This window comes from Pseudomonas sp. GW460-12-10-14-TSB1 (assembly GCF_017349775.1).
GTDB lineage: Bacteria > Pseudomonadota > Gammaproteobacteria > Pseudomonadales > Pseudomonadaceae > Aquipseudomonas > Aquipseudomonas piscium.
Genome location: NZ_JACNAC010000042.1, coordinates 14,486 through 34,048 on the forward strand (window position 1 = coordinate 14,486; position 19,563 = coordinate 34,048).

Consider the following 19,563-nt stretch of genomic DNA (forward strand, 5'->3'; position numbering starts at 1 on the left):
GCTCAACGCCCCCTCAGCAGTTTCATGGTGTGACGCCCGAACAGGCGGCTGGCCGCCGGTGCCGGGCGCTCGGACTGGCCGAAGCGGTTCTCCAGCCAACGCTGGAAGAAGCCCCAGAGCGTGGTCAACGCCAGGAAGTAGATGGCAACCACCAGGTACAGCTCGAACACCCGGAAGGTGGCCGAGGTCACCATCTGGGTACTGAGCAGCAGCTCCTGCACACCGATGACGCTGACCAGGGTGGTGTTCTTCAGCATCACGTTGAACTCGTTGCCCAGCGGCGGGACTATCACTCGAAACGCCTGGGGCAGCACGATGCGCCGCATCAGCTTGGGGAAAGTCATGCCCAGGGAGCGCCCGGCTTCATACTGTCCTTTATCCACCGCACCGATGCCGGCGCGGATGATCTCGGCCATGTACGCGCCTTCGTTGAGGCCCAGGGCGATGATCGCCGCCTGGATATTGCCCGGCACCACGAACCAGCCCAGGTCCAGGTCCTCGAAGCGGAAAATCCCCCCGGCCGCCAGCGCGGTGTACAGGAACACGATCTGCACCAGCAGCGGCGTGCCGCGCATCAGCCACACATAGAAGCGCACCGGGTACTGCAACAGCGGGTTGCGCGACAGCTTCATCAGCGCCGCCAGCAACCCCAGCACACAGCCCAGGAGCATGGCCGACACGCTGATCAGGCAAGTCAGCCCGAGCCCCGTCAGGTAGACATCGCTGGGCAGCAACAGGTACTGCCAGAACACGTCCCAATTGAAGTTCATCGAGTCTGCCCTCAGTCCAGTTTGTCGCCGCTGACGTGCCATTTATCCAGCAACGCGGTGTAGCTGCCGTCGGCGCGCATGTCCTGCAAGACCTTGCCCAGCGCCGCGCTCAGTTGCGGGTCCTGCTTGCGCACGCCGAAGCCGGTGAGGATCCGGTTGAACGCTGGCACCGCCGACTGGAACAGGTCCGGGGCCAGTTGCTGATAGTGCCCGGCGGACTCCACCGTGGTACCGAAGGCGTCCACCTGGTTGATGCGCAGCGCCTGGAAGGCATCGGCGTCGACGTTGTACACCACCAGTTTCATCGGCGGCTTGCCGGCCGCCACCAGCTTGTCGTTCTCGGCACCCAGCAGGATGCGGATGGTCGAACCATTGCTGACCGCCACCTTGAGCCCGGACAGGTCCCCAAGGCTGTTCACCGCCTTCGGGTTGCCCTTGGGCACGACGATGGACTGGCTGGAGTACATGAAGTTGACGATGTCGATCACTTCCCGGCGCTCGGGTTTATCGAACAGCTGGTCGACGATCATGTCGCATTGCTGCGCCAGCAGTGCCGGAATCAGCCCGGCGAAAGGCGAGATGCGCCACTCGACTTGCTTGCCGCCCAGGCGCTGGGCAATCGCCTCGCCCATGTCCACCTGCAGCCCCACCGGTTTCTGTTGCGTGTCGAACGACACCAGCGGCGGCGAGTCCATGCCGGAGCAGTAGACGATCTTTTCGCTCTTGCTCAAGCGCTCCGGCAACTCGGGGGCGGCCTGCGCCCATAGGGAACAACATAGACTCAAGGTAAAAACGGCAACTGACGCGCAAGGCTTGTGCATGGCATTACTCCAGTCATGTCGGGTAGCAAGGGGACCGGCGCTCACGGCAAGCGTGAAGCGCCCGGCGAAAAGTGCGTGGTTACTGATGGGCCTCCAGGAACTGGATCAGCCGCGGGATGGTGCCCTCGATGTGCTCGCACACCACCTGCGCCGCCTTGTCCGGGTCGCCGGAACGCAGCGCGGCAATGATCGAGGCGTGTTCGTCACGGGCGCTGCGGGGTTTGTCGGCGTGTTGCAGCCACAGACGCATGTGCGGCTCGATCACCGAATACAGCGCCGAGATCTGCCGCATCAGCCGCGGGCGCTCGCTCAGGCTGCACAGGTATTCATGGAAGGCGCGATGGCGGCTGACCCACTCGGCACCGTCTTCGCGGTAGTCGTCCATCTCGTCGAGCAGGCGCTCCAGATGGCTGAAATGGCGCTCGGTGATCTTGCCCACCGCCACGCGGATCGCCAGCCCTTCGAGGGCGCTGCGCATTTCGAAGACTTCGCGCATTTCATCGATGTTCAAGCCACGGACAATGGCCCCGCGATTGGGCCGCAGGGTCACCAGGCCATCGGCATCCAGGCGCCGGAAGGCTTCGCGCACCGGCATCCGGCTCATGTTGATTTCACTGGCGATGTCCTCGGCGATCAGCCGCTCGCCAGTGCGGAAGCGCCCTTTGCAGATCGCTTCCAGCAGAAAGTTGTAGGCCTCCTCCTCCGCGGTCACGGGCTGGCGCTCGGTATAGGCTGGGGCGAATTTCATCGGTGACACCTTTTGAATTTTTGTATCCAATTATCCATATAGCCAAAAAAGCACATTGCATGCCAAAGCCCCTGCCCGTTTTACAGGTGCTTGATTCGCTTGGTTTTTGAATAATCAGGAAGGCTGACGAAGAAGATCGCCAGCCAGAAAGGCGAGTGAAAATGCCCCAGGACGGGGCTTGTCGGGCGCGAAAAATGTGCTCGCGGTAACACCGGGGGCGCGGGTCACCCGATGTGGCGCTTTAGCAGGCGCGGCGCCTAGAAGGTGCGCAGGTAACGCAGGGTCAGTTGCGAGCCCTGGGCGCGATTTTCAGCAGCGCTTTCAAAGTAGAGGTTGGCGAACAGAGTCTGCTTGCCCTGGCGGTACATCACCCCTGGGCCGATGCCCAGCACCTGTTCCCGGGAGTCTTTCTGCCGATGGCCGTCGATGCGGTCGTCGCTGATCTGCTTGAGCTGGTAACCCGCCACCCCGACCCGCCAACGGTCCGAGAGCGCATAGGACAGCGCCAGGTTGCCGTGGACCGCCTGCCCCGGCTGAATGCTGTCGACCCCCAGCACCGACGCCGGATCATGGTTGCGGCTGGACCAGGCGTAATGAATGCGCCCGCTGACCTCCAGGCGCTCGCTCAGCTCCCAGGTGAACACATAGTGCGGGTTGAACACCCAGACATTGCTCCCGGTATTGATGCTCGAATCCTTGCTGTAGGAACCGGTCGGCAGCGAGAACACGAAGTTCAGGCGCTGCCAGTAAGGCCGGCCGAAGAACGATACCGGGGCCCATTGCAGCAGGAACGGGCTGACGATCACATCGCCCTGGCGAGTGCGCCGGCCCTTGGGGCCCTGGTCGATGTCCAGCTCCAGGTTCACCAGCGGCAACAGCACCTCGGCGCCATAATTCGCCCCCAGCAGGGTGTCACTGCTGAAATAGGCCAGGTGCGGCAGTACCGTGGTGCTGTACACCTGCTGCCGGCCCGGGAGCGAGTGGCCGCGGGCATCGTAGGCCGAATGGCTGCGGTAGTACTGCACCGGCAGTTCGAACAGCCCGCCCGGGCCGGCGACCCCGTCCATGAAGCTGGTATTGCCCAGGGCCAGGGGCGGCAGGCTGACACTGTCGGCTTCGCTCGTGGCGCAGGCCAGCGCCGAGCTGATGCCCAGCGCCTTGACCCATTTCGTTCGGTTCATGCAACAGCCCCTCTGCGGCCGGTTAGAAAATGCTGAACGGGTAATCGACTATCACCCGGTATTCGTCGGCGTTGGCATTGCCGCGGGTATTGCCCGGGGCGGTGTAGCCCTGCCCCGTGCGGTGCGCGGCCCAGCGCAAGGTCAGGTTCAGGCCCTTGGCCCGGCCGTCGGGCACGGCGTAGCGCAGCGACAGGTCGCGCTCCCAGTGATGGGCGTCCTTGCCGGCGGCGTTATAGATGTAGCCGTAGCCCTGGCTGCCGGGGTCGACCCGGGTCAGGTCGGCCTCGCCTCGGGTATAGGCAGCACTGAACTGCAGGTCCGGGGCGTCGATAAAGGCCAGGCTGGTCTGGTACTGGAGTTTCCAGGAGCGTTCCCCCGGCGCGTTGAAGTCGGCGTATTGCTGCGAATTGCTGAGGTAGAGAAAGGAGCGGTCGTCCTGGGCGATGTAGTCGAACGGGGTATTGCCATCGACCTTCTGCACCCCGAGGGTCAGGCTCTGCCCCGCCACGGCCAGGGTCAGCCCGCCGCTGTAGGTATCGTTGTCGATGCGCCCCAGTTGGCCGCGGCCCTGGTCGCGGGTTTTGAAGTAATGCAGGTAAGGCGTCAGGCTGATGCCCTGGTTCAGCTTGAAGGGCTGGCTCACGCCTGCGTAGTACTGGCGCCAGATATCGCTCAGTTGCCCGCCATACAGGGTCAGCGTGGGCCCATCCACTGGGTTGTAGATGCCCCCGGCCCAGGCCATGCGCGAGGCTTCGCGGTCGGCTGCGACCCCACTCTTGGTGCCGCTGCCATAGCTGGTGGTCAGGTGGCTCTGCCCGCTCTGGTTGCGCAGGCGGGTGGAGTCGACCATGCCGACGTCCAGGGTCAGGTGTTCCAGGCTGTAGTTCTTCAGCGTCAGCCCACGAAAGGTCTGTGGGAACAGGCGACTGACCCCGCCCGCCGCCAGCGGATTCTCCAGGTACTGGTCGCCGGCCTGGAGCAGGCTGTCGAAGCCGCGCAGCTTCAGGGCCGCGCCGGCGGCGGAGAAATCCGCCTGGGGTGCCCGTTGCGAATCCAGCGGCAACAGCCCCGCCCCGCCACTGCCGCCTCCGCCGTCGAGCTTGAGTCCGTAGAACCCGTGCACATCCAGGCCGACACCGATCGGCGTGTCGGTGTAGCCCGAACGAAACGACAGGTACAGGCCCTGCACCCACTCGCGCTGGTCCTGCCGCGCCGGGGTGTTGTGGTTGTCCCGGGCCAGGTAATAGTTGCGCAGCAGGCCGTTGAGCGACGAACCCTGGACAAACCCGGCCGGCACCGCCAGCTCGGCCTTTTGCCGCTCGTTGATGGCGGTGCTGAGGTTGTCGCGCTGGCCCAGGGAGTTGTCGGCCCGGACATCGATCAGTGTCAGCGACAGGCCGAGGGTCATCGCCCAGCGTTGCAGGCGTAAGGCAGGCACACCCTGGGGTTGGTTTCGTGTGGTCATGGTGGTTTCAGCAATCGTCAGGCGGGATATCGAGGCGCGGCTATCCAGCGAGATTTCGCTGGACGGGCCCGCAGGCAAGGGCTGCCAGGAGCGGCAGCCCTTGCCCGGAGGTTACTTGCCGGAAGTCAGCGTGTTGTAGCTGGTGATCAGGTTGCGGTAGTCCGGGATGTGGTTGGAGAACAGGGTGCCCAGGCCCTCGATATCGTTGCGCCAGTCGCGGTGCAGCTCGCAGGCCAGGCCGAACCAGGTCATCAACTGGGCGCCGGCGGTGGACATGCGGTTCCAGGCCGAATCGCGGGTCAGCTCATTGAAGGTGCCGGAAGCGTCGGTGACCACGAACACCTCGAAGCCTTCTTCCAGGGCCGACAGCGCCGGGAACGCCACGCAAACCTCGGTCACTACGCCGGCGATGATCAGCTGCTTCTTGCCGGTGGCCTTGATCGCCTTGACGAAGTCCTCGTTGTCCCAGGCATTGATCTGGCCCGGCCGGGCAATGTAGGGCGCGTCCGGGAACAGCGCCTTGAGCTCGGGCACCAGTGGACCGTTGGGGCCGGTCTCGAAGCTGGTGGTGAGGATGGTCGGCAGCTGGAAGTACTTGGCCAGGTCGGCCAGGGCCAGCACGTTGTTCTTGAACTTGTCCGGGTCGATGTCGCGCACCAGGGACAGCAGGCCGGCCTGGTGATCCACCAGCAGCACGGCGGCGTTGTTCTTGTCGAGACGCTTGTAGGTAGTGGTCATGTCCATCTCCAGAGAAACAGCGCAAACCCCGATGGTTTGCGCTGGAAAGGCAGAAAGCCCCGGCCCTGTTCAGCTGCGCTGGGAGTCGAGGGTTTCGTGATTGTTGGCCACTTGCTGAGCCTTGATGTAGCTCTCGATCAGCAGTTGGTAGTGCGGCATCGCCTGGGTGTAGACGCGTGCCCAGTCCTCGGCATCGGGACGGTTCCACGAGCCCTGCAGTTCGGAGAGCGTGGCCATGATGTCGATCGGCACCACCCCGGCCTGGGCCAGGCGAGCGATTGTCAGATCGGTGGCCAGCCGCGAATGGTTGCCCGAGGCGTCGACCACCGCGAACACCTTGTAGCCGGCATGCACCGCGGCAATCGACGGAAATGCCAGGCAGACACTGGTCAGGGTGCCGGCGATCACCAGGGTCTTCTTGCCGGTGGCTTTTACCGCGGCGACGAACTCGGGATTGTCCCAGGCGTTGATCTCGCCTTTGCGCGCCACGTACCGGGCGTGGGGAGCGGCTTCCTGGATCTCCGGGATCAAGGGGCCGTTGGGGCCCTGGGGCACCGACGCGGTGGTGATCACCGGGATCTTCAGCAGGCTGGCCGCCTTGGCCAGGGCGATGGCATTGGCCCGCAGCTGGGGAACCTCGATGTCCTTGACGATCTGGAACAGTCCGCTCTGGTGATCGATCAGCAACATCGCTGTGTCGGTCGGATCAATGGTCGGTTTGGCCCCATTGAAGTTGGCTGCGTGTCCTGTTGTGCTCATTTCCATTTCTCCTGCGTAGGGTGCCCTCATGGCATGGGGAACGGGCTGGATGCTCGGCGCTGGCTGCCGTCCTGGGCAAGCCTGGGTGGGGGCTGGGCCATGGGCCGGCCCCGAAGTCCTGGCGGCAGTCGTTTACCTGACTGCCCCCTCTCGACTGTTCCAGCGGTGTAACCACGACTGCTGACAGGACGGGCCTCATGACTGCCCCACCAGCCGCGCAAATCGGCTCAAGGGCACTACCTTAGTGGCCGGCCTTGGGTGCCGGTAGTCATTGAATTAGACTGCACCGTCTCATTATTGGAACAACGCGATTGTCGATGATCGATCTGAACGAACTCTTCCTTTACGCCAAAGTGGTCGAACACAGCGGCTTCGCGGCGGCCGGCCGGGCGCTGAACATGCCCAAGTCGACCTTGAGCCGCAGGGTCAACCAGCTGGAAACCCGCCTGGGAGTGCGCCTGATCCAGCGTTCGACCCGGCAATTCCAGGTCACCGAAATCGGCCAGGCCTACTACCGGCATTGCGTGGCGATGATGGCCGAAGCAGAGTCGGCCGAAGACCTCATCGAACAGAACAGGTCCGAACCCCGGGGCGTGGTCAGGCTGAGTTGCAGCACCCCGCTGCTGAACTACTGGGTGGCGCCACTGATTGGCAAATTCATGGTCCAGTGCCCGGCTGTCGAGCTCTATGTGAAGAGCTACAACCGGCGGGTCGACATCATCAGTGAAGGTTTCGACATCGCCCTGAGCCTGTGTTTTCCACCGCTGGACGACAGTGAGCTGGTGATGAAGGTCCTGAGCAAAAGCCCGCAGGTACTGGTGGCGAGCTCAGACTTTGTCCGCCGCCATGGCCCGCTGGAGTCCCCCGAGGACCTGGCCGAGCTGCCCAGCATCGGCTGGACCAGCGCCGGGCAGTCCAGCCACTGGTGGCAATTGCGCGACACCTGCGGCGCGACCGCACAGATCGTCCACACGCCCCGGCTGCTCAGCGACGACATGGCGGTGCTCAAGAGTGCAGTGCTGGAAGGCGCCGGCATCGCCAACCTGCCCCTGGCGGTGGTCCGCGACGAACTGGCGAGCGGCCAGTTGCAGCGACTGCTGGGGTCCTGGCAACCCGCCGAAGGGGTGATCACCGCAGTGTTCCCGTCGCGCCGAGGCTTGCGCCCTTCGGTACGCACGCTGATCGACTTCCTCGCCACCTCCTTTGCCCAGGAACCCAGCGAATAACCGCGCGAATACGCGGTTCTGCCGCCTTGCCCGGTCCCCGATCAACGTGCGCGATGCCGTGGCCTGGCAAGTCGGCCTTTAGCTCCTAGAAACGAAACGCCACCTCGGGGGTGAGGTTGAACGCATCCCCCGGATAGAAATTCGCCGAGTCCCGCCCCTTGGTGTCATAGGCGGTGTTGGCCGCGGTGGCGTAGCGGACGCCGCGCGGGCACAGCGCGATCTTGCAGCGCGCCGCTTCTCTTTTTTAAACACCCGGTTTTCGCCTAAACCGGCGACTCGTCCAGGACTTCGTCGAACTGGCGACGCCACAGCCGATGATACTGCCCACCCTGGCGCAGCAGTTGTTCGTGGCTGCCGTCCTCGACCACCCGGCCCTTGTCGAACACCAGGATCCGGTCCAGATGGGCCACGGTGGACAGCCGGTGCGCCACCACCAGCACGGTCTTGTCTTCCATGATTTCGTCCAGCTTGTCCTGGATAAAGCGCTCGGTGATCGAGTCGAGGCTCGATGTCGCTTCGTCCATCACCAGGATCGGTGCGTTCTTCAGCAACACCCGGGCGATGGCGATGCGTTGCCGCTGGCCGCCGGACAACTTGACGCCGCGCTCGCCCACCAGTGATTCATAACCCAGTTCCATGCCCTCGATGAACTCGCTGGCGCCGGCGCGGTGGATGGCTTGCGCCAGTTCTTCCGGCGAGGCGTCCAGGCGACCGTAATGGATGTTCTCGCGGATGCTGCGGTGGAACAGCCCCGGCTCCTGGGGAATCAGACCGATCTGTTGGTGCAGGGAATGCTGGGTCACGCTGCGCACATCCACCCCGTCGATCAGCACCGCGCCTTGCTGCACGTCGTACAGGCGCAGCAGCAGGTTGACCAGGGTCGACTTGCCGGAGCCGGAAGCCCCCACCAGGCCGACCTTCTGCCCGGCCGGGATGAGGATATTCAACTGCTGGAAAATCGCCGGCCCCGTACCGTAGGCAAAGCCGACACTGCGGAACTCGATATCCCCGCGCTGGATCCGCAAGGGCTGGGCCTGGGGTTGGTCGATCACCTCATGGGGACGGATCAGGGTGTTCACGCCGTTGGCGATGTTGCCGGTGGCCTCGAACAACTCCAGGAAACGCCGGGACAGGTTGCCGACATCATTGATGATCAGCAGCGACAGGCTGGTGGCCATGACGAATGAGGCGATATCGATGCGCTGGGTGCGCCACAGGTACAGCGCCAGCAACAGCAGGCCGAGCTTGAGCACCACGCCGCAGCTGGTCTGGAACCAGCGGATCTTCTCCATGTAGCCCAGGGAGCGGTTGGCCGCCTTCACCTCCTTGTCGAGGAAGCTGCCCAGGTAGCGGTGTTCGAAGGCATGCCGGGCAAACAGGCGGATATTGGCCAGGTTCGACACCGCATCCACCACCTTGCCATTGCTGGTGCTGCGCGCCGCCGAGTATTGCTGGGCCAGGGGGTGGCTGCGCCGGGCCAGCAGGTAGCAGATGGCAATGAACAGCAGCGACCAGGCAGCCATGAACAGCGCCAGCACCGGTGACGCGCTCCACAGCAGCACGGTGGCCAGGCTCAGGGTCGCCACCAGGGGGATCAGGTCGAACAGCAGGATACCCAGCGCCTGGTTCACCCCCAGGGCGATCTCGGACACCTTGTGCGCCAGGGCGCCGGCGAACTCATTGCTGATAAAGCGATGGGAATGCTGTTGCAGGTAGGCGAACACCACATGGGTAACCATGCGCCGCTGTAGCGGCAACACATGAATGTGGCAACCGGCGGCGGCTCGGGTGAACAGCACTTCGCCCACCAGCAGCGCGGCAAACAACGTCAGGGGCCACCGCAACACCTCGAAGGCGTGGGCACTGTCCAGGCCGTTGCTGACCGTGCGGGTGATCTGCCCCAGGCCCCAGGGAACGAGAATGGTGCAGACCACCGCAGCGATCTGCAGCAGATGAATCGCTAGGTACCAGAGCTTGAAGTGGCTGGCGAAAAACCGCACGAAAGCCGCCGGCGTGGCAGGCAGATGCTCGACTTTCCAGTGGCTGTAGTGGCGATCGCGCGAAGGCGAGGAGGATGAACTCATGACCGATGGTTTCCTGGATAAAACCTGTGGCCGCGCAGCTTCCAGGCAAGAATGGGCGCGCTGGCGCCCGTTGAAATATTGCGTTCAAAGCGTTGCCCGGTAGCGGATTTCCTCCAGCGCCCAGCCCCCCCTGGCTATGCTGCGCTGCGAGCTGTTGTCGGCCAGCAGCCCGGCCTTGCGGTAGAAGCCTGTGGCCCGTGTATTGTCGAGCAGCACCCACAAGCTCAGCGCCTGGAAACCCTGGCCGCGCAGATGCTCCACGGCCGTTGTCCAGAGGGTGCGCCCAACACCTGTCCCCCAGTGCTCGGCCAGCAAGTAGAAGGCCATGACCTCGGCGGTTTCGCGCTGGTCCACATCCTCGTCGCGGCTGCTGCCGACAGCGATCCAACCTATCACTCGTTCATCGACCAGGGCCACGAACACCTCGGGCGAACCCTGTTCGATCGACTGTTTCCACCAGGCCTGGCGCTGCTCCTGGGTGCGGTCCAGGGCGGCCAGGTAATCATCGGGCATCAGCCCACGATAGGCCTGTTGCCAGCTGCGAATCTGCACCTGGGCAATGGCCGGGGCATCCGTGGGACGAGCGACGCGAATCATTGACTACCTCCTGTATACACGGCGGCACCTGCCACCGGCGAAAGCCTGCGGAACACCACTGCTGACAAGGCGCAAAACACACCGCCGATCAGCATCACCAGGGCCACGTCGTTTTCCGCGATGCCGACGTGGCCACGCAGCGCCATGACCAGGCTGAGCAGCGCCGCCGCGACACCCACCGACAGGCTCATGCTCAGCTGGATGGTCATGGCCGCCAGGCTGCTGGCGCGGCTGGACAGCTCGGCGGGTACGTCGGCGTAGGTCAAGGCGCCCAGGGTGCTGAACTGCAGGGAGCGGATGATGCCGCTGCCAAACAGTAGCAGGATCACCACCCAGTACGGCGTGGAAATATTAAAGCTGGCGCAGGCCGCTATCGTCAGCCCGGTGAGCAGCGCGTTGACGGTCAGGGTGCGGCGAAAGCCGAAGCGACTGACGATCCGCACCGCCAGCAGCTTCATCAGGAACGCCCCCGCGCCGCTGGCAAAACTCAGCAGCCCGGCCTGCAGCGGGTTGAGGCCGAAACACAGCTGGAACAGCAGCACCAGCAGGAATGGCTGCGAGGCACTGCCAAGGCGCAGCAGGTTGCCGCCCCAGAAACTCAGGCGGAAGGTCGGGATGCTCAGCAACGAAAGATCGATCAGCGGCTGCGCCACGCGCCTGGCATGCCTGACGTACAAAGCGGCGCAAAGCCCCCCGGCGACGATCAGCGCCAACGCCCAATGCCGTTCCAGCAGGCCGTGGCCGAACGCCTCGAAACCGAAGACCAGGCCGCCCAGGCCGACGCCGCTGAGCAGCAGCCCCAGGCCATCCAGGGGCCGCCCGCGGGCGCCGGGATAGTCGGGGATGTAGCGCAGCACCAACAGCACCCCGAGGATGCCGATGGGCACATTGATCAGGAAGATCCACTGCCACGACAGCAAGGTCACCAGCAGACCGCCCAGGGGCGGCCCCAGCACCGGGCCGATCAGCGCCGGAATGGTCAGGTAGGACATGGCCCGCAGCAGGTTGTCCCGGGCCGACCAGCGCAGCAGGATCACCTGCCCCACCGGCACCATCATCGCCCCGGCGGCACCCTGGGCCATGCGCGCCAACGACAGTTGCAACAGCGAACCGGCGCTGGCACAGGCCACCGAGGCCAGGGTGAACAGCAGGATGGCGCTGACGAACACCCGGCGCGGGCCGAAGCGGTCCGCGGCCCAGCCACTGACCGGGACGAACAGCGCCACGGCCAGCAGGTACAGGGACACCACCAGGTTCATCCGCACGCTGGGCTCGTTGAAGTCACGAGCCATCTGCGGCAGCGCGGTGAGCACGGCGGTGGCGTCGATCAACTCCATGAACAGCGCGCAGCCGATGATCATCGGCACCCGGCGCTGGCTGCCCTGCGCCCCTTGGCTCAAAGCGCTGGGCGTTGATAGACCAGGGTGTCGCAGATACCGAAGGTCGCCGATCTGCGGGCCGCCGTTATTGTTTGTATGCATTGAAACCCCACGGCCTGCGCCAGCCTCTGGCTGGCAATGTTGGCCGACGACGTGGTCAACCCCAATGGCTGGCCGGCCAGTTGCCCGATCAGCGCGGCCAGCGCTTCTTTCATCAGGCCCTGCCGGGCATGGCCCTGGCGCACCCAATACCCGAGATCGAAACCGCCCTCGTCGCCGGACCGTGGCTTGAGCCCGACACAGCCCACCAAGGGTTCGGTTTCAGCCCGCAACAGCAGGAAGAACTTCTTCTCCCCGACCGGCTGCGGGAAGTCTTCCAGGGCCCGCCGCAGGCTGTCCCGGGTGTCGCCGGTGCTCCAGTGCGGCTTGCTCCAGGACAGGAAGTCCTGGTGCAGCCCGTAGCTGGCATTCAGCGCCTCGGCCAGCCGCGGCGCCAGTTCGAGGTCGGGCCTGACCAGGCGCAGGCGTGCGGTGTCCAGGCTCGTTGGCAGTTGAACGCTCGCCATATCAGAACAACCCCGAGGTCGGAGGTGGGGTTCCCTTCAGTTGCCAGGCGCCGACCGCCGCGGCCTTCCAGTGCCGGGGGTTGTGGTTGGCCACGGTGCGCGCGTTGCGCCAGTGCCGGTCGAGGTTATGGCCGCGGCCGGTGGTCGAGGCGCCACCGACGTCGAACACCAGCTCCGCCGCCTTGAGCGCCGACTCGGCGGCGATGTATTGCGCCTGGGCCACGTCCACCGCGGCCCGGTCCACCGCCTGCGGATCGAGATCGGCGGCCCAGGCGCGGTCGATGGATTCGGCCGCGCGCAACACCACCGCTTCGGCGCTGAAGGCCCGGGCCGAGATGTCGCCGACGCTGAGTTCGACATAGGGATCGTCCACCGAGCGCGTGGCGCTGCTGTGCTTGATCGGTCGCGCATGCTCATTGGCGAAGGCCACCGCGTCGTTCAGCGCATTGCGCGCGATACCGGCCTGCACCGCCCCCAGGAACAGCTGCAGGAACGGCGTGACTATGGTGCGCTTGCCCTCCTCCACGGTGCGGGTGCGAATCTCCTCGGCCAAGACCTGCACATGGTGCAGGTGGGTGGTGCCGCTGGCGGTCAGGCGCTGCCCCATGGCGTCGAAATCGTCCAGCAGCTCCAGGCCCTGGCGATCGCGGGGCAGGACGAAGGACACCGGCTGGTCGTTCTCGTCCAGGGCCACCGCGCTGACCCAGTCGGCATACAACGACCCGGTGCTGTAGTACTTGCTGCCGCTGGCCCGGTAATGGGCGCCGTCGCGGACGATGCGCGCGCTGATCGAGCCGTTGGCGCCGCCCACCTCCCAGCCGGCGTTGCCCAGCACCGCGCCCTGCAGGTAGCGTTCGAACCAGCGCTCGCGCTCGGCCTCCGCGCCCTCGACGCGGGAAGCCAGCAGGCCCTCGACGAAACCGAAGCCCGGGCGCAGTGCCTGGGCCACGTTGGAGTCCACCGCGGCGATGCGGATCAGCAGCGCGATCACATCCTTGACCGAGCCACCCGAGCCGCCGTAGCGCCCGGGAATCCGGCAGGTGAAAAAGCCCGCCTTGGCGATCTGCGCCACCGCCTCGAACGGCAACTGTCGCTCGCGCTCGCGTTGCGCGGCGCCCTGGGCGATCTCCGGCAACAGCCGGTCGGCCCGAGTATTGAGTTGTTCCACCGAGACAATCGGGCGTTCGGGTACAGCGGATAACCTGCTCATGGCATTTCCTTGTGCAACATTCGGGGCTGGATCGCCCGGCAATGGCCACCCGCTACCGCTGGCCACCGGACAGCCGCAACGGCCGGCGTGACGCTCCAGCGCGGGTCGAACGAACGTGGGGGGGGTAGATCCTGTGCGACCTGGGTCGCGGGCTGTGCAATTGCGGGAGGCTGGGCGGGTTCTCGCATGGGTGCTGGTAGGCCTTGGGTCCGGGAACCAGGCTATTGCACAAGGCATGCCGGGTTTCGCGTCCCGTAAACAGGCGCGGAGGCCAGCGTTGACGAGGTGGCAAGCAAACAATCTGTTCGGCCACTGTTGGCTGAGCAACAGTGCCGTCGACGCCTCAGCCGAGGTCGCCCTCGCCCGCCGATTCCACCCGCAGGAAACCCTCCGCCTCGCAGGGCGGTTCGAGCATGGCGAAAACACTTTTCAGCGCCGCCTCGGGCACGCGCTTGTCCAAGGCGCGCCGCGCATTGCGCGACAGCGCCTGCTCCAGGGACGCGCGGACGAAGACGCCGATCACCGGCACCGCGTACTGCCGGGCCAGCGCCAGCAGATGCTGGCGATGCCGCCGGGCCGGCAAGGCCGCATCGAAGACGATCGCCCGGGCGCCGAGCCGCTCGGCATTCTCCGCAACCCAACGCGACTTGCCCGCGCCCTGCACGCCCATGACCACATACAGGCGGGCACCCGCGGCGGCCCTCGCCAACTCCGTTTCCAGCCGCGTATAAGCCAACGCCCAGGCCAGCTTGTTGCGCTCGGGGGTGAACTCGCGACCAAACTCGGTTTCAAGGTAATCGTCGGGATTGATGACCTGGGCAATATTCTCCATCTCGACTCCTGCCTGCTGGATGTGGCTGATGACAGTCGGCCTCAGGAACCGGCCTAGGTAAAACGCAGCGGCGCCGTCGGAGCCTTCAACGCCGTCGGGTCGCGGTAACGGGCGCCGAGTCGCGGGCGGTCTCGAAAGACAGGTACTGCCACAGGTTTCAGATCGCCAGCTTGAGAAATTCGAAGGACGTGCGCCGCCCGCTTTCCAGGTGCGGGATCGCGTCGAGCAAGGCCAGGGTGTAGGGATGCTGCGGATGGTCGAACACCTCGCGCACCGGCCCGGCCTCCACCACCCGGCCATCCTTCATCACCAGCACCGCGTCGCTGACATGGTTGATCACCCCCAGGTCATGGGAAATGAACAGGCAGGCCAGGCCCAGGCGCTGCTTGAGGTCGTCGAGCAGTTCGAGGATCTGCGCCTGCACCGAAACGTCGAGGGCCGACACCGGCTCGTCGCAGACCAGGATCTTCGGCCCGGCCGCCAGGGCCCGGGCGATGGCCACCCGCTGGCGCTGGCCGCCGGACAGTTCGAGCGGCCGCCGGCCGAGCAAGGCCGCATCCAGGCGCACCAGGCCCAGCAGCTCCGCGGCCTTGTGCGCCCAGTCACGGCGCGGATGCCCGGCCACCTGCAGCGCTTCGAACAGCACCCGCTGCACGCTGTAGCGCGGATCGAAGGAACTCAGCGGGTCCTGGAACACCACCTGGATGCTGCGTCGCAACTGGCGTTTCTGCGCATCAGGCAGGCTCAGCCAGAGCTGGCCCAGCAGCTGGATATCGCCGCTGTCCGGGGTCTCCAGGCCGAGGATCATCCGCGTCAGGGTGGTCTTGCCCGAGCCGGACTCGCCGACTATGCCCAGGGTCTGGCCCCGGCGCAGTTGCAGGGAAACCCCGTCGACCACCCTGCGCAGGCGCCCGTCCGGGCCCTTGAAGGCCTTGCTCAATTCATCCACTTGCAACAGCGGCGGCGCCTCGCCCCTGACCGGCGCCACCGCGCTCAGGATCGGCCGCGGACTCGGCGCGGGGCGCCGGAAGTGCACCGCCCTGCCCGCGCGCAGCAGGAATTGGGTGTAGGGATGCTGCGGATCGTGCAGCACCTCCTCGACGCTGCCCTGCTCGACGATCACCCCGTTGTGCATCACCGCCACCCGGTTGGCCAGGCGCGAGACCACCGCCAGGTCGTGGCTGACGATCAGCATCGCGGTGCTGTCGCCGCGCAGGGATTCCAGCAGGTCGAGGACCTGGGCCTGCACCGTGGCGTCCAGGGCCGTGGTCGGCTCGTCGGCGATCAGCAGCCGTGGATTGCAGGCAATCGCCGAGGCGATCAGCGCCCGTTGGCGCAGGCCGCCGGAGAGCTGGAACGGGTATTGGCGGGCGCGCAGTTCGGGCTCCGGCACGCCCACCGCGCGCAGCAGTTCGAGTACCCGCGCCTGGCGCTGCGCCCGGTCCAGCGGGCTGTGCAGCTCCAGGGGTTCGGCGATCTCCTTGCCCACCGGGCGCAGCGGGTCGAGGGAACCCAGGGCGTCCTGCATGACGAAGCCGATCTGCGCTCCGCGTATCCGTCGCCAGGCGCGCTCATCGAAGCGCCGCAGGTCCTGCCCGGCGAACTCCAGGCGGCTGGCCTGGATCAACGCGTTGGCCCCGGTCAGCCCGGCCAGGGTGCGCGAGGTGACGCTCTTGCCCGAGCCGGATTCGCCCACCAGGGCCAGGCATTCGCCGCGCCGCAGTTCGAAGCTGATGCCCTTGAGCGTGGGCGCGGCATGGGCGCCGAAGCGCACCTGCAGGTCGCTGACCCGGATCAGCGGTTCGGGGCCTTCTGGAATAAGGTTCATAGGTGTTTTCCTTCGCTGCGCCGCAGCAGTTCGCGGCCGATCGCGCTGATCGACACCACGGTCAAGGTGATTGCCAGGGCCGGCCAGGCCACCAGCCAGCCGGCGTTGCCCAGGTAGTTGCGGCCGATGGCGAGCATGCCGCCCCACTCCGGCGCCGGTGGCGGCGCGCCAAAACCGAGAAAGCTCAGGGCCGCGCCGGCGACTATGTTGCCGCCGATGCCGATGGTGGCCAGGATCAGGATCGGCTTGATCGCATTGGGCAGCACATGCCGGGCGATCACCGCGGATCGCCCGAGACCCAGGGTGGTCGCCGCCTCGACATAGGCCGCGCCGCGCACCACCAGGGTTTGCACGCGCACCAGGCGGGCGTAGCGCGGCACGCTGGCGATGCCCACGGCAATGATGGTGTTGAGCTGGCCCTGGCCGAAGAAGGTGATGATCACCAGGGCCAGCAGCAGGTCGGGAAACGCCAGCAGCACATCCACCAGGCGCATCACCGCGCCGTCCAGCCAGCGCGGGCCGAGGCCGGCGAGCAGGCCGAACAGTGTACCGACCAGCAGGCCGATGGCGGTTGCCGCCAGCCCCAGCACCAGGGAGGGACGCACGGCGTAGACCAGCCGGGTGAGGATGTCCCGGCCGTTCTCGTCGGTGCCCAACCAGTACAGGCTGTCCGGGGCCCGGAACGCCTCGCGGGCATTGGCCGCCAGCGGATCGCCGGCTACCAGCCAGGCCGGTTGCAGCGCGGCGATCAGCAGCAGGACCACGAACAGCCCGGCCAGCAGCAGCCCGGGACGCACGACCCAACCGAGAACCCGCGGGCGTCTGGCGGCGAACAAGGGCACCGCCTGGATCAGGCCGACCGGCGCCGGCGTGCTTTGATTGATGGGCGCCATGGGCACCTCCACAGGCTAAGGGATGACGCTCAGGGCGCCGGATTGGGGATGGTCCCGTGGATCTGCTCGATACGCGCCAGTGCCTGGGCATCCAGGCGCAGCGCCAGGGCCCCGAGGTTTTCCCGCAACTGGCTCAGCGAGGTCTGCCCGGTCAGCGCGCTGCTGACGAAGGGCTTGCCCAGCACATAGGCCAGGGCCAGTTGCGCCGGGCTGACCGCCAGGTCCGCCGCCAGCTCGACATAAGCGGCTATCGCCTGCTGTGCGCTCGGGCTGTCGTAGCGGTTGAAGGTGCGGTACACCGACGACAGGCGCGAACCCTCCGGCCGCGCCCCGCCCAGGTACTTGCCGGTCAGCGCGCCGAACGCCAGCGGCGAATAGGCCAGCAGGCCGACGCCTTCACGGTGGCTGAACTCCGAGAGCCCGCCCTCGTACAGGCGATTGAGCAGGCTGTAGGGGTTCTGGATGCTGAGGATCCGCGGCAAGCCGAGGATCTCGGCCTGGCGCAGGAACTGCGCGACGCCCCAGGGGGTTTCGTTGGACACGCCGATATGGCGGATCTTGCCCGCCGCCACCTGCTCGGCGAGCACGCTCAAGGTCTCGCCGATGGCAATCGCCTCGGGGTCGTCGACATAGGGGTATTCGCGCTGGCCGAAGATATTGGTGGTGCGGTCCGGCCAGTGCAGTTGGTACAGGTCCAGGTAGTCGGTGCGCAGGCGCTTGAGGCTGCCGTCCAGGGCCTGGACTATGTTCCGGCGGTCGTGGCGGGTCAGGCCGTCGCGGATATGCGCCCCTGCCCCTGGCTGGCGCGCCGGGCCGATGATCTTGCTGGCCAGGACGATGGAATCGCGGCGCCCACGACTGGCCAGCCAGCTGCCGATAAAGCGTTCGGTGCTGCCCCAGGTCTCGGCGTGGGTCGGGGTCGGGTACATCTCCGCGGTGTCGATCAGGTTGACGCCGTGGGCCAGAGCCTCGTCGAGTTGCCGGTGGGCCTCGGCCTCGCTGTTCTGGTGGCCCCAGGTCATGCTGCCGAGGCCGAGTGCGCTGACCTTCAGGTCGCTGTTGCCAAGTGTGCGGTAGTCCATGGTCTGTCCAGGTCGATGATGGATGGGGTCAAACGGCGACGGCCGCCTGCTGGTACTGGCTGGCCGGATACGGCAGGCCGAGGTGCTCGCGCAAGGTGCTGCCACGGTATTCGCGGCGAAACACCCCGCGCTTCTGCAGCAGCGGCACCACGTGGTCGACGAAGGCCTCGACCCCGGACGGGAACACGTCCGGCATGATGTTGAAGCCGTCGGCGGCGCCGGCGCGGAACCAGTGTTCCAGGCTGTCGGCCACCTGCTCCGGGGTGCCCACCAGCAGGCGGTGGCCCACCAGGATGCGGCGCGACAATTCGCGAATGCTGAGGTTTTCCCGGCGCGCCAGGTTCAACTGGGCTTCGAGGAAACCATGGGAGCCACGCTCGAACTCTTCGATCGGGCCGATCCGCTGCCACGGCAAGGGCGCGTCCGGGTCCAGCTCCTCGACCGCCAGGCCTACCCGCGAGGCGACCTGTTGCAACAGGCCCTCTTCGCCGTGATAGGCATTGAGCTGGTCGAAACGCGCCTGGGCCTCGGCCTCGGTGCTGCCGATCACCGTGGACAGTCCCGGCATGATTTTCAGGTGCTCGGGGTTGCGCCCCCACTGCCGCGCGCGTTGTTTCATTTCCTGATAGAAAGCCTGGCCGTCCACCAGGGTGGTCTGGGTGGTGAAGATCGCATCGGCGTAACGCGAGCCCAGGGCCTTGCCGCCTTCCGACGAGCCGGCCTGGACCAGCACCGGGCGACCCTGGGGCGAACGCGGCAGGTTCAGCGGGCCCTTGACCGAAAAGTGCTGGCCGACGAAGTCGATGGCATGGATCTTCGCCGGATCGGCGAAGCGCCCGCTCCCGGCGTCGGCGATCACCGCGTGGTCTTCCCAGCTGTCCCACAGCTTGAGGGTGACGTCGATGAACTCGTCGGCCCGGGCATAACGGTCGACATGCCGTGGCGCGCCGGCCAGGCCAAAGTTCTGCGCCGCGGCGTCGCCGGCGTTGGTCACCACGTTCCAGGCCGCGCGGCCGCCGCTGATATGGTCCAGCGAGCTGAAACGCCGGGCCAGGTTGTACGGGTCGTTGTAGCTGCTCGACGCCGTGGCGATCACCCCGATATGCCGGGTCGCCAGGGCCACCGCGGTCAGCAGCACCGTCGGTTCCAGGCGCCCGGCCGGTTGCCGGGCAACATCGCCGACCAGCGCCGGGCCATCGGCGAGAAAGATCGCATCCAGGCAGCCGCGCTCGGAAATCCGCGCGATGTTGCGGTAATACTCGACGTCCAGGTAAGCGTCGGCCGCCACTTCGGCCTTGCGCCAGGCCGCGGCGTGGGCGCCGAAGCCGAGGATGTTCATGCCGATACTCATCTGCTGTTCAGGCTGGCTCATGGTCACTCCTGC

The 19,563-nt window shown here is 66.1% G+C and carries 18 protein-coding genes; 1 reads left to right on the plus strand and 17 read right to left on the minus strand.

Annotated elements, in window-relative coordinates; genetic code table 11:
- Positions 1-2: 2 nt before the first annotated feature.
- The 7 genes from J4D52_RS21650 to J4D52_RS21680 all read right to left on the minus strand — a co-directional run bounded on the left by J4D52_RS21650 (position 3) and on the right by J4D52_RS21680 (position 6,482).
- The gene (locus J4D52_RS21650) at positions 3-770 is read right to left on the minus strand and encodes an amino acid ABC transporter permease (RefSeq protein ID WP_025808923.1); all 768 of its coding nucleotides are present in this window, start codon (positions 768-770) and stop codon (positions 3-5) included.
- Positions 771-781: 11 nt separating this feature from the next.
- Positions 782-1,591, minus strand: a complete 810-nt coding sequence (locus J4D52_RS21655) for an ABC transporter substrate-binding protein (protein ID WP_102677624.1) — start codon at positions 1,589-1,591, stop codon at positions 782-784.
- 79 nt (positions 1,592-1,670) lie between these two features.
- Positions 1,671-2,339: a GntR family transcriptional regulator gene (locus tag J4D52_RS21660; protein ID WP_009048994.1), complete on the minus strand. Its 669-nt coding sequence runs from the start codon at positions 2,337-2,339 to the stop codon at positions 1,671-1,673.
- Between the two features lie 257 nt (positions 2,340-2,596).
- A complete protein-coding gene (locus tag J4D52_RS21665; RefSeq protein ID WP_102677623.1) occupies positions 2,597-3,520 on the minus strand; it encodes a transporter in 924 nt (307 codons plus the stop codon).
- 22 nt (positions 3,521-3,542) lie between these two features.
- Complete coding sequence (locus J4D52_RS21670; RefSeq protein ID WP_234044331.1) at positions 3,543-4,928, minus strand: OprD family outer membrane porin; 1,386 nt, start codon at positions 4,926-4,928, stop codon at positions 3,543-3,545.
- Positions 4,929-5,096: 168 nt separating this feature from the next.
- The gene (gene ycaC, locus J4D52_RS21675) at positions 5,097-5,723 is read right to left on the minus strand and encodes an isochorismate family cysteine hydrolase YcaC (protein ID WP_053279120.1); all 627 of its coding nucleotides are present in this window, start codon (positions 5,721-5,723) and stop codon (positions 5,097-5,099) included.
- 69 nt (positions 5,724-5,792) lie between these two features.
- On the minus strand, positions 5,793-6,482 hold the full coding sequence (locus J4D52_RS21680; protein WP_102677622.1) for an isochorismatase family protein: 690 nt from the start codon (positions 6,480-6,482) through the stop codon (positions 5,793-5,795).
- A 317-nt stretch (positions 6,483-6,799) separates the two neighbouring features.
- Between J4D52_RS21680 and J4D52_RS21685 the strand changes: the two genes are divergently transcribed.
- Entirely contained in the window at positions 6,800-7,708 is a 909-nt protein-coding gene (locus tag J4D52_RS21685) for a LysR substrate-binding domain-containing protein (RefSeq protein WP_025808930.1), read from the plus strand.
- Between the two features lie 263 nt (positions 7,709-7,971).
- On the opposite strand, the gene J4D52_RS21690 is transcribed toward J4D52_RS21685, so the two are convergent.
- The 10 genes from J4D52_RS21690 to J4D52_RS21735 form a co-directional block, all read right to left on the minus strand.
- Positions 7,972-9,792: an ABC transporter ATP-binding protein gene (locus J4D52_RS21690; protein WP_102677621.1), complete on the minus strand. Its 1,821-nt coding sequence runs from the start codon at positions 9,790-9,792 to the stop codon at positions 7,972-7,974.
- Between the two features lie 84 nt (positions 9,793-9,876).
- Positions 9,877-10,389, minus strand: a complete 513-nt coding sequence (locus tag J4D52_RS21695) for a GNAT family N-acetyltransferase (RefSeq protein WP_102677620.1) — start codon at positions 10,387-10,389, stop codon at positions 9,877-9,879.
- Entirely contained in the window at positions 10,386-11,750 is a 1,365-nt protein-coding gene (locus J4D52_RS21700) for an MFS transporter (RefSeq protein WP_102677635.1), read from the minus strand. The genes J4D52_RS21695 and J4D52_RS21700 overlap by 4 nt, the downstream gene beginning before the upstream one ends.
- Positions 11,751-11,785: 35 nt before the next feature.
- Positions 11,786-12,334, minus strand: coding sequence for a GNAT family N-acetyltransferase (locus J4D52_RS21705; RefSeq protein WP_102677619.1), 549 nt, complete (start codon positions 12,332-12,334; stop codon positions 11,786-11,788).
- Between the two features lies 1 nt (position 12,335).
- Positions 12,336-13,544, minus strand: a complete 1,209-nt coding sequence (locus J4D52_RS21710; RefSeq protein WP_102677618.1) for an acyl-CoA dehydrogenase family protein — start codon at positions 13,542-13,544, stop codon at positions 12,336-12,338.
- Positions 13,545-13,887: 343 nt separating this feature from the next.
- Entirely contained in the window at positions 13,888-14,376 is a 489-nt protein-coding gene (locus J4D52_RS21715) for an AAA family ATPase (protein WP_102677617.1), read from the minus strand.
- A 157-nt stretch (positions 14,377-14,533) separates the two neighbouring features.
- Positions 14,534-16,204 (minus strand): ABC transporter ATP-binding protein, encoded by a 1,671-nt coding sequence (locus tag J4D52_RS21720; protein WP_102677616.1) that lies wholly within the window; start codon positions 16,202-16,204, stop codon positions 14,534-14,536.
- Positions 16,201-17,097 carry an ABC transporter permease gene (locus J4D52_RS21725; protein WP_102677615.1) on the minus strand — a complete coding sequence of 299 codons (897 nt, stop codon included), beginning with the start codon at positions 17,095-17,097 and terminating at the stop codon, positions 16,201-16,203. The genes J4D52_RS21720 and J4D52_RS21725 overlap by 4 nt, the downstream gene beginning before the upstream one ends.
- Positions 17,098-17,126: 29 nt before the next feature.
- Positions 17,127-18,179 carry an NADP(H)-dependent aldo-keto reductase gene (locus J4D52_RS21730; RefSeq protein ID WP_102677614.1) on the minus strand — a complete coding sequence of 351 codons (1,053 nt, stop codon included), beginning with the start codon at positions 18,177-18,179 and terminating at the stop codon, positions 17,127-17,129.
- Between the two features lie 28 nt (positions 18,180-18,207).
- Positions 18,208-19,551, minus strand: coding sequence for an LLM class flavin-dependent oxidoreductase (locus J4D52_RS21735; RefSeq protein ID WP_025808940.1), 1,344 nt, complete (start codon positions 19,549-19,551; stop codon positions 18,208-18,210).
- Between the last annotated feature and the right edge of the window lie 12 nt (positions 19,552-19,563).

What these genes read in the sequence shown, in the direction of transcription:
- J4D52_RS21650 (WP_025808923.1), bottom strand. Translation starts at nt 770, where the DNA reads ATGAACTTCAATTGGGACGTGTTCTGGCAGTACCTGTTGCTGCCCAGC.
- J4D52_RS21655 (WP_102677624.1), bottom strand. Translation starts at nt 1,591, where the DNA reads ATGCACAAGCCTTGCGCGTCAGTTGCCGTTTTTACCTTGAGTCTATGT.
- J4D52_RS21660 (WP_009048994.1), bottom strand. Translation starts at nt 2,339, where the DNA reads ATGAAATTCGCCCCAGCCTATACCGAGCGCCAGCCCGTGACCGCGGAG.
- J4D52_RS21665 (WP_102677623.1), bottom strand. Translation starts at nt 3,520, where the DNA reads ATGAACCGAACGAAATGGGTCAAGGCGCTGGGCATCAGCTCGGCGCTG.
- J4D52_RS21670 (WP_234044331.1), bottom strand. Translation starts at nt 4,928, where the DNA reads ATGACCCTCGGCCTGTCGCTGACACTGATCGATGTCCGGGCCGACAAC.
- ycaC (WP_053279120.1), bottom strand. Translation starts at nt 5,723, where the DNA reads ATGACCACTACCTACAAGCGTCTCGACAAGAACAACGCCGCCGTGCTG.
- J4D52_RS21680 (WP_102677622.1), bottom strand. Translation starts at nt 6,482, where the DNA reads ATGAGCACAACAGGACACGCAGCCAACTTCAATGGGGCCAAACCGACC.
- J4D52_RS21685 (WP_025808930.1), top strand. Translation starts at nt 6,800, where the DNA reads ATGATCGATCTGAACGAACTCTTCCTTTACGCCAAAGTGGTCGAACAC.
- J4D52_RS21690 (WP_102677621.1), bottom strand. Translation starts at nt 9,792, where the DNA reads ATGAGTTCATCCTCCTCGCCTTCGCGCGATCGCCACTACAGCCACTGG.
- J4D52_RS21695 (WP_102677620.1), bottom strand. Translation starts at nt 10,389, where the DNA reads ATGATTCGCGTCGCTCGTCCCACGGATGCCCCGGCCATTGCCCAGGTG.
- J4D52_RS21700 (WP_102677635.1), bottom strand. Translation starts at nt 11,750, where the DNA reads ATGATCATCGGCTGCGCGCTGTTCATGGAGTTGATCGACGCCACCGCC.
- J4D52_RS21705 (WP_102677619.1), bottom strand. Translation starts at nt 12,334, where the DNA reads ATGGCGAGCGTTCAACTGCCAACGAGCCTGGACACCGCACGCCTGCGC.
- J4D52_RS21710 (WP_102677618.1), bottom strand. Translation starts at nt 13,544, where the DNA reads ATGAGCAGGTTATCCGCTGTACCCGAACGCCCGATTGTCTCGGTGGAA.
- J4D52_RS21715 (WP_102677617.1), bottom strand. Translation starts at nt 14,376, where the DNA reads ATGGAGAATATTGCCCAGGTCATCAATCCCGACGATTACCTTGAAACC.
- J4D52_RS21720 (WP_102677616.1), bottom strand. Translation starts at nt 16,204, where the DNA reads ATGAACCTTATTCCAGAAGGCCCCGAACCGCTGATCCGGGTCAGCGAC.
- J4D52_RS21725 (WP_102677615.1), bottom strand. Translation starts at nt 17,097, where the DNA reads ATGGCGCCCATCAATCAAAGCACGCCGGCGCCGGTCGGCCTGATCCAG.
- J4D52_RS21730 (WP_102677614.1), bottom strand. Translation starts at nt 18,179, where the DNA reads ATGGACTACCGCACACTTGGCAACAGCGACCTGAAGGTCAGCGCACTC.
- J4D52_RS21735 (WP_025808940.1), bottom strand. Translation starts at nt 19,551, where the DNA reads ATGAGCCAGCCTGAACAGCAGATGAGTATCGGCATGAACATCCTCGGC.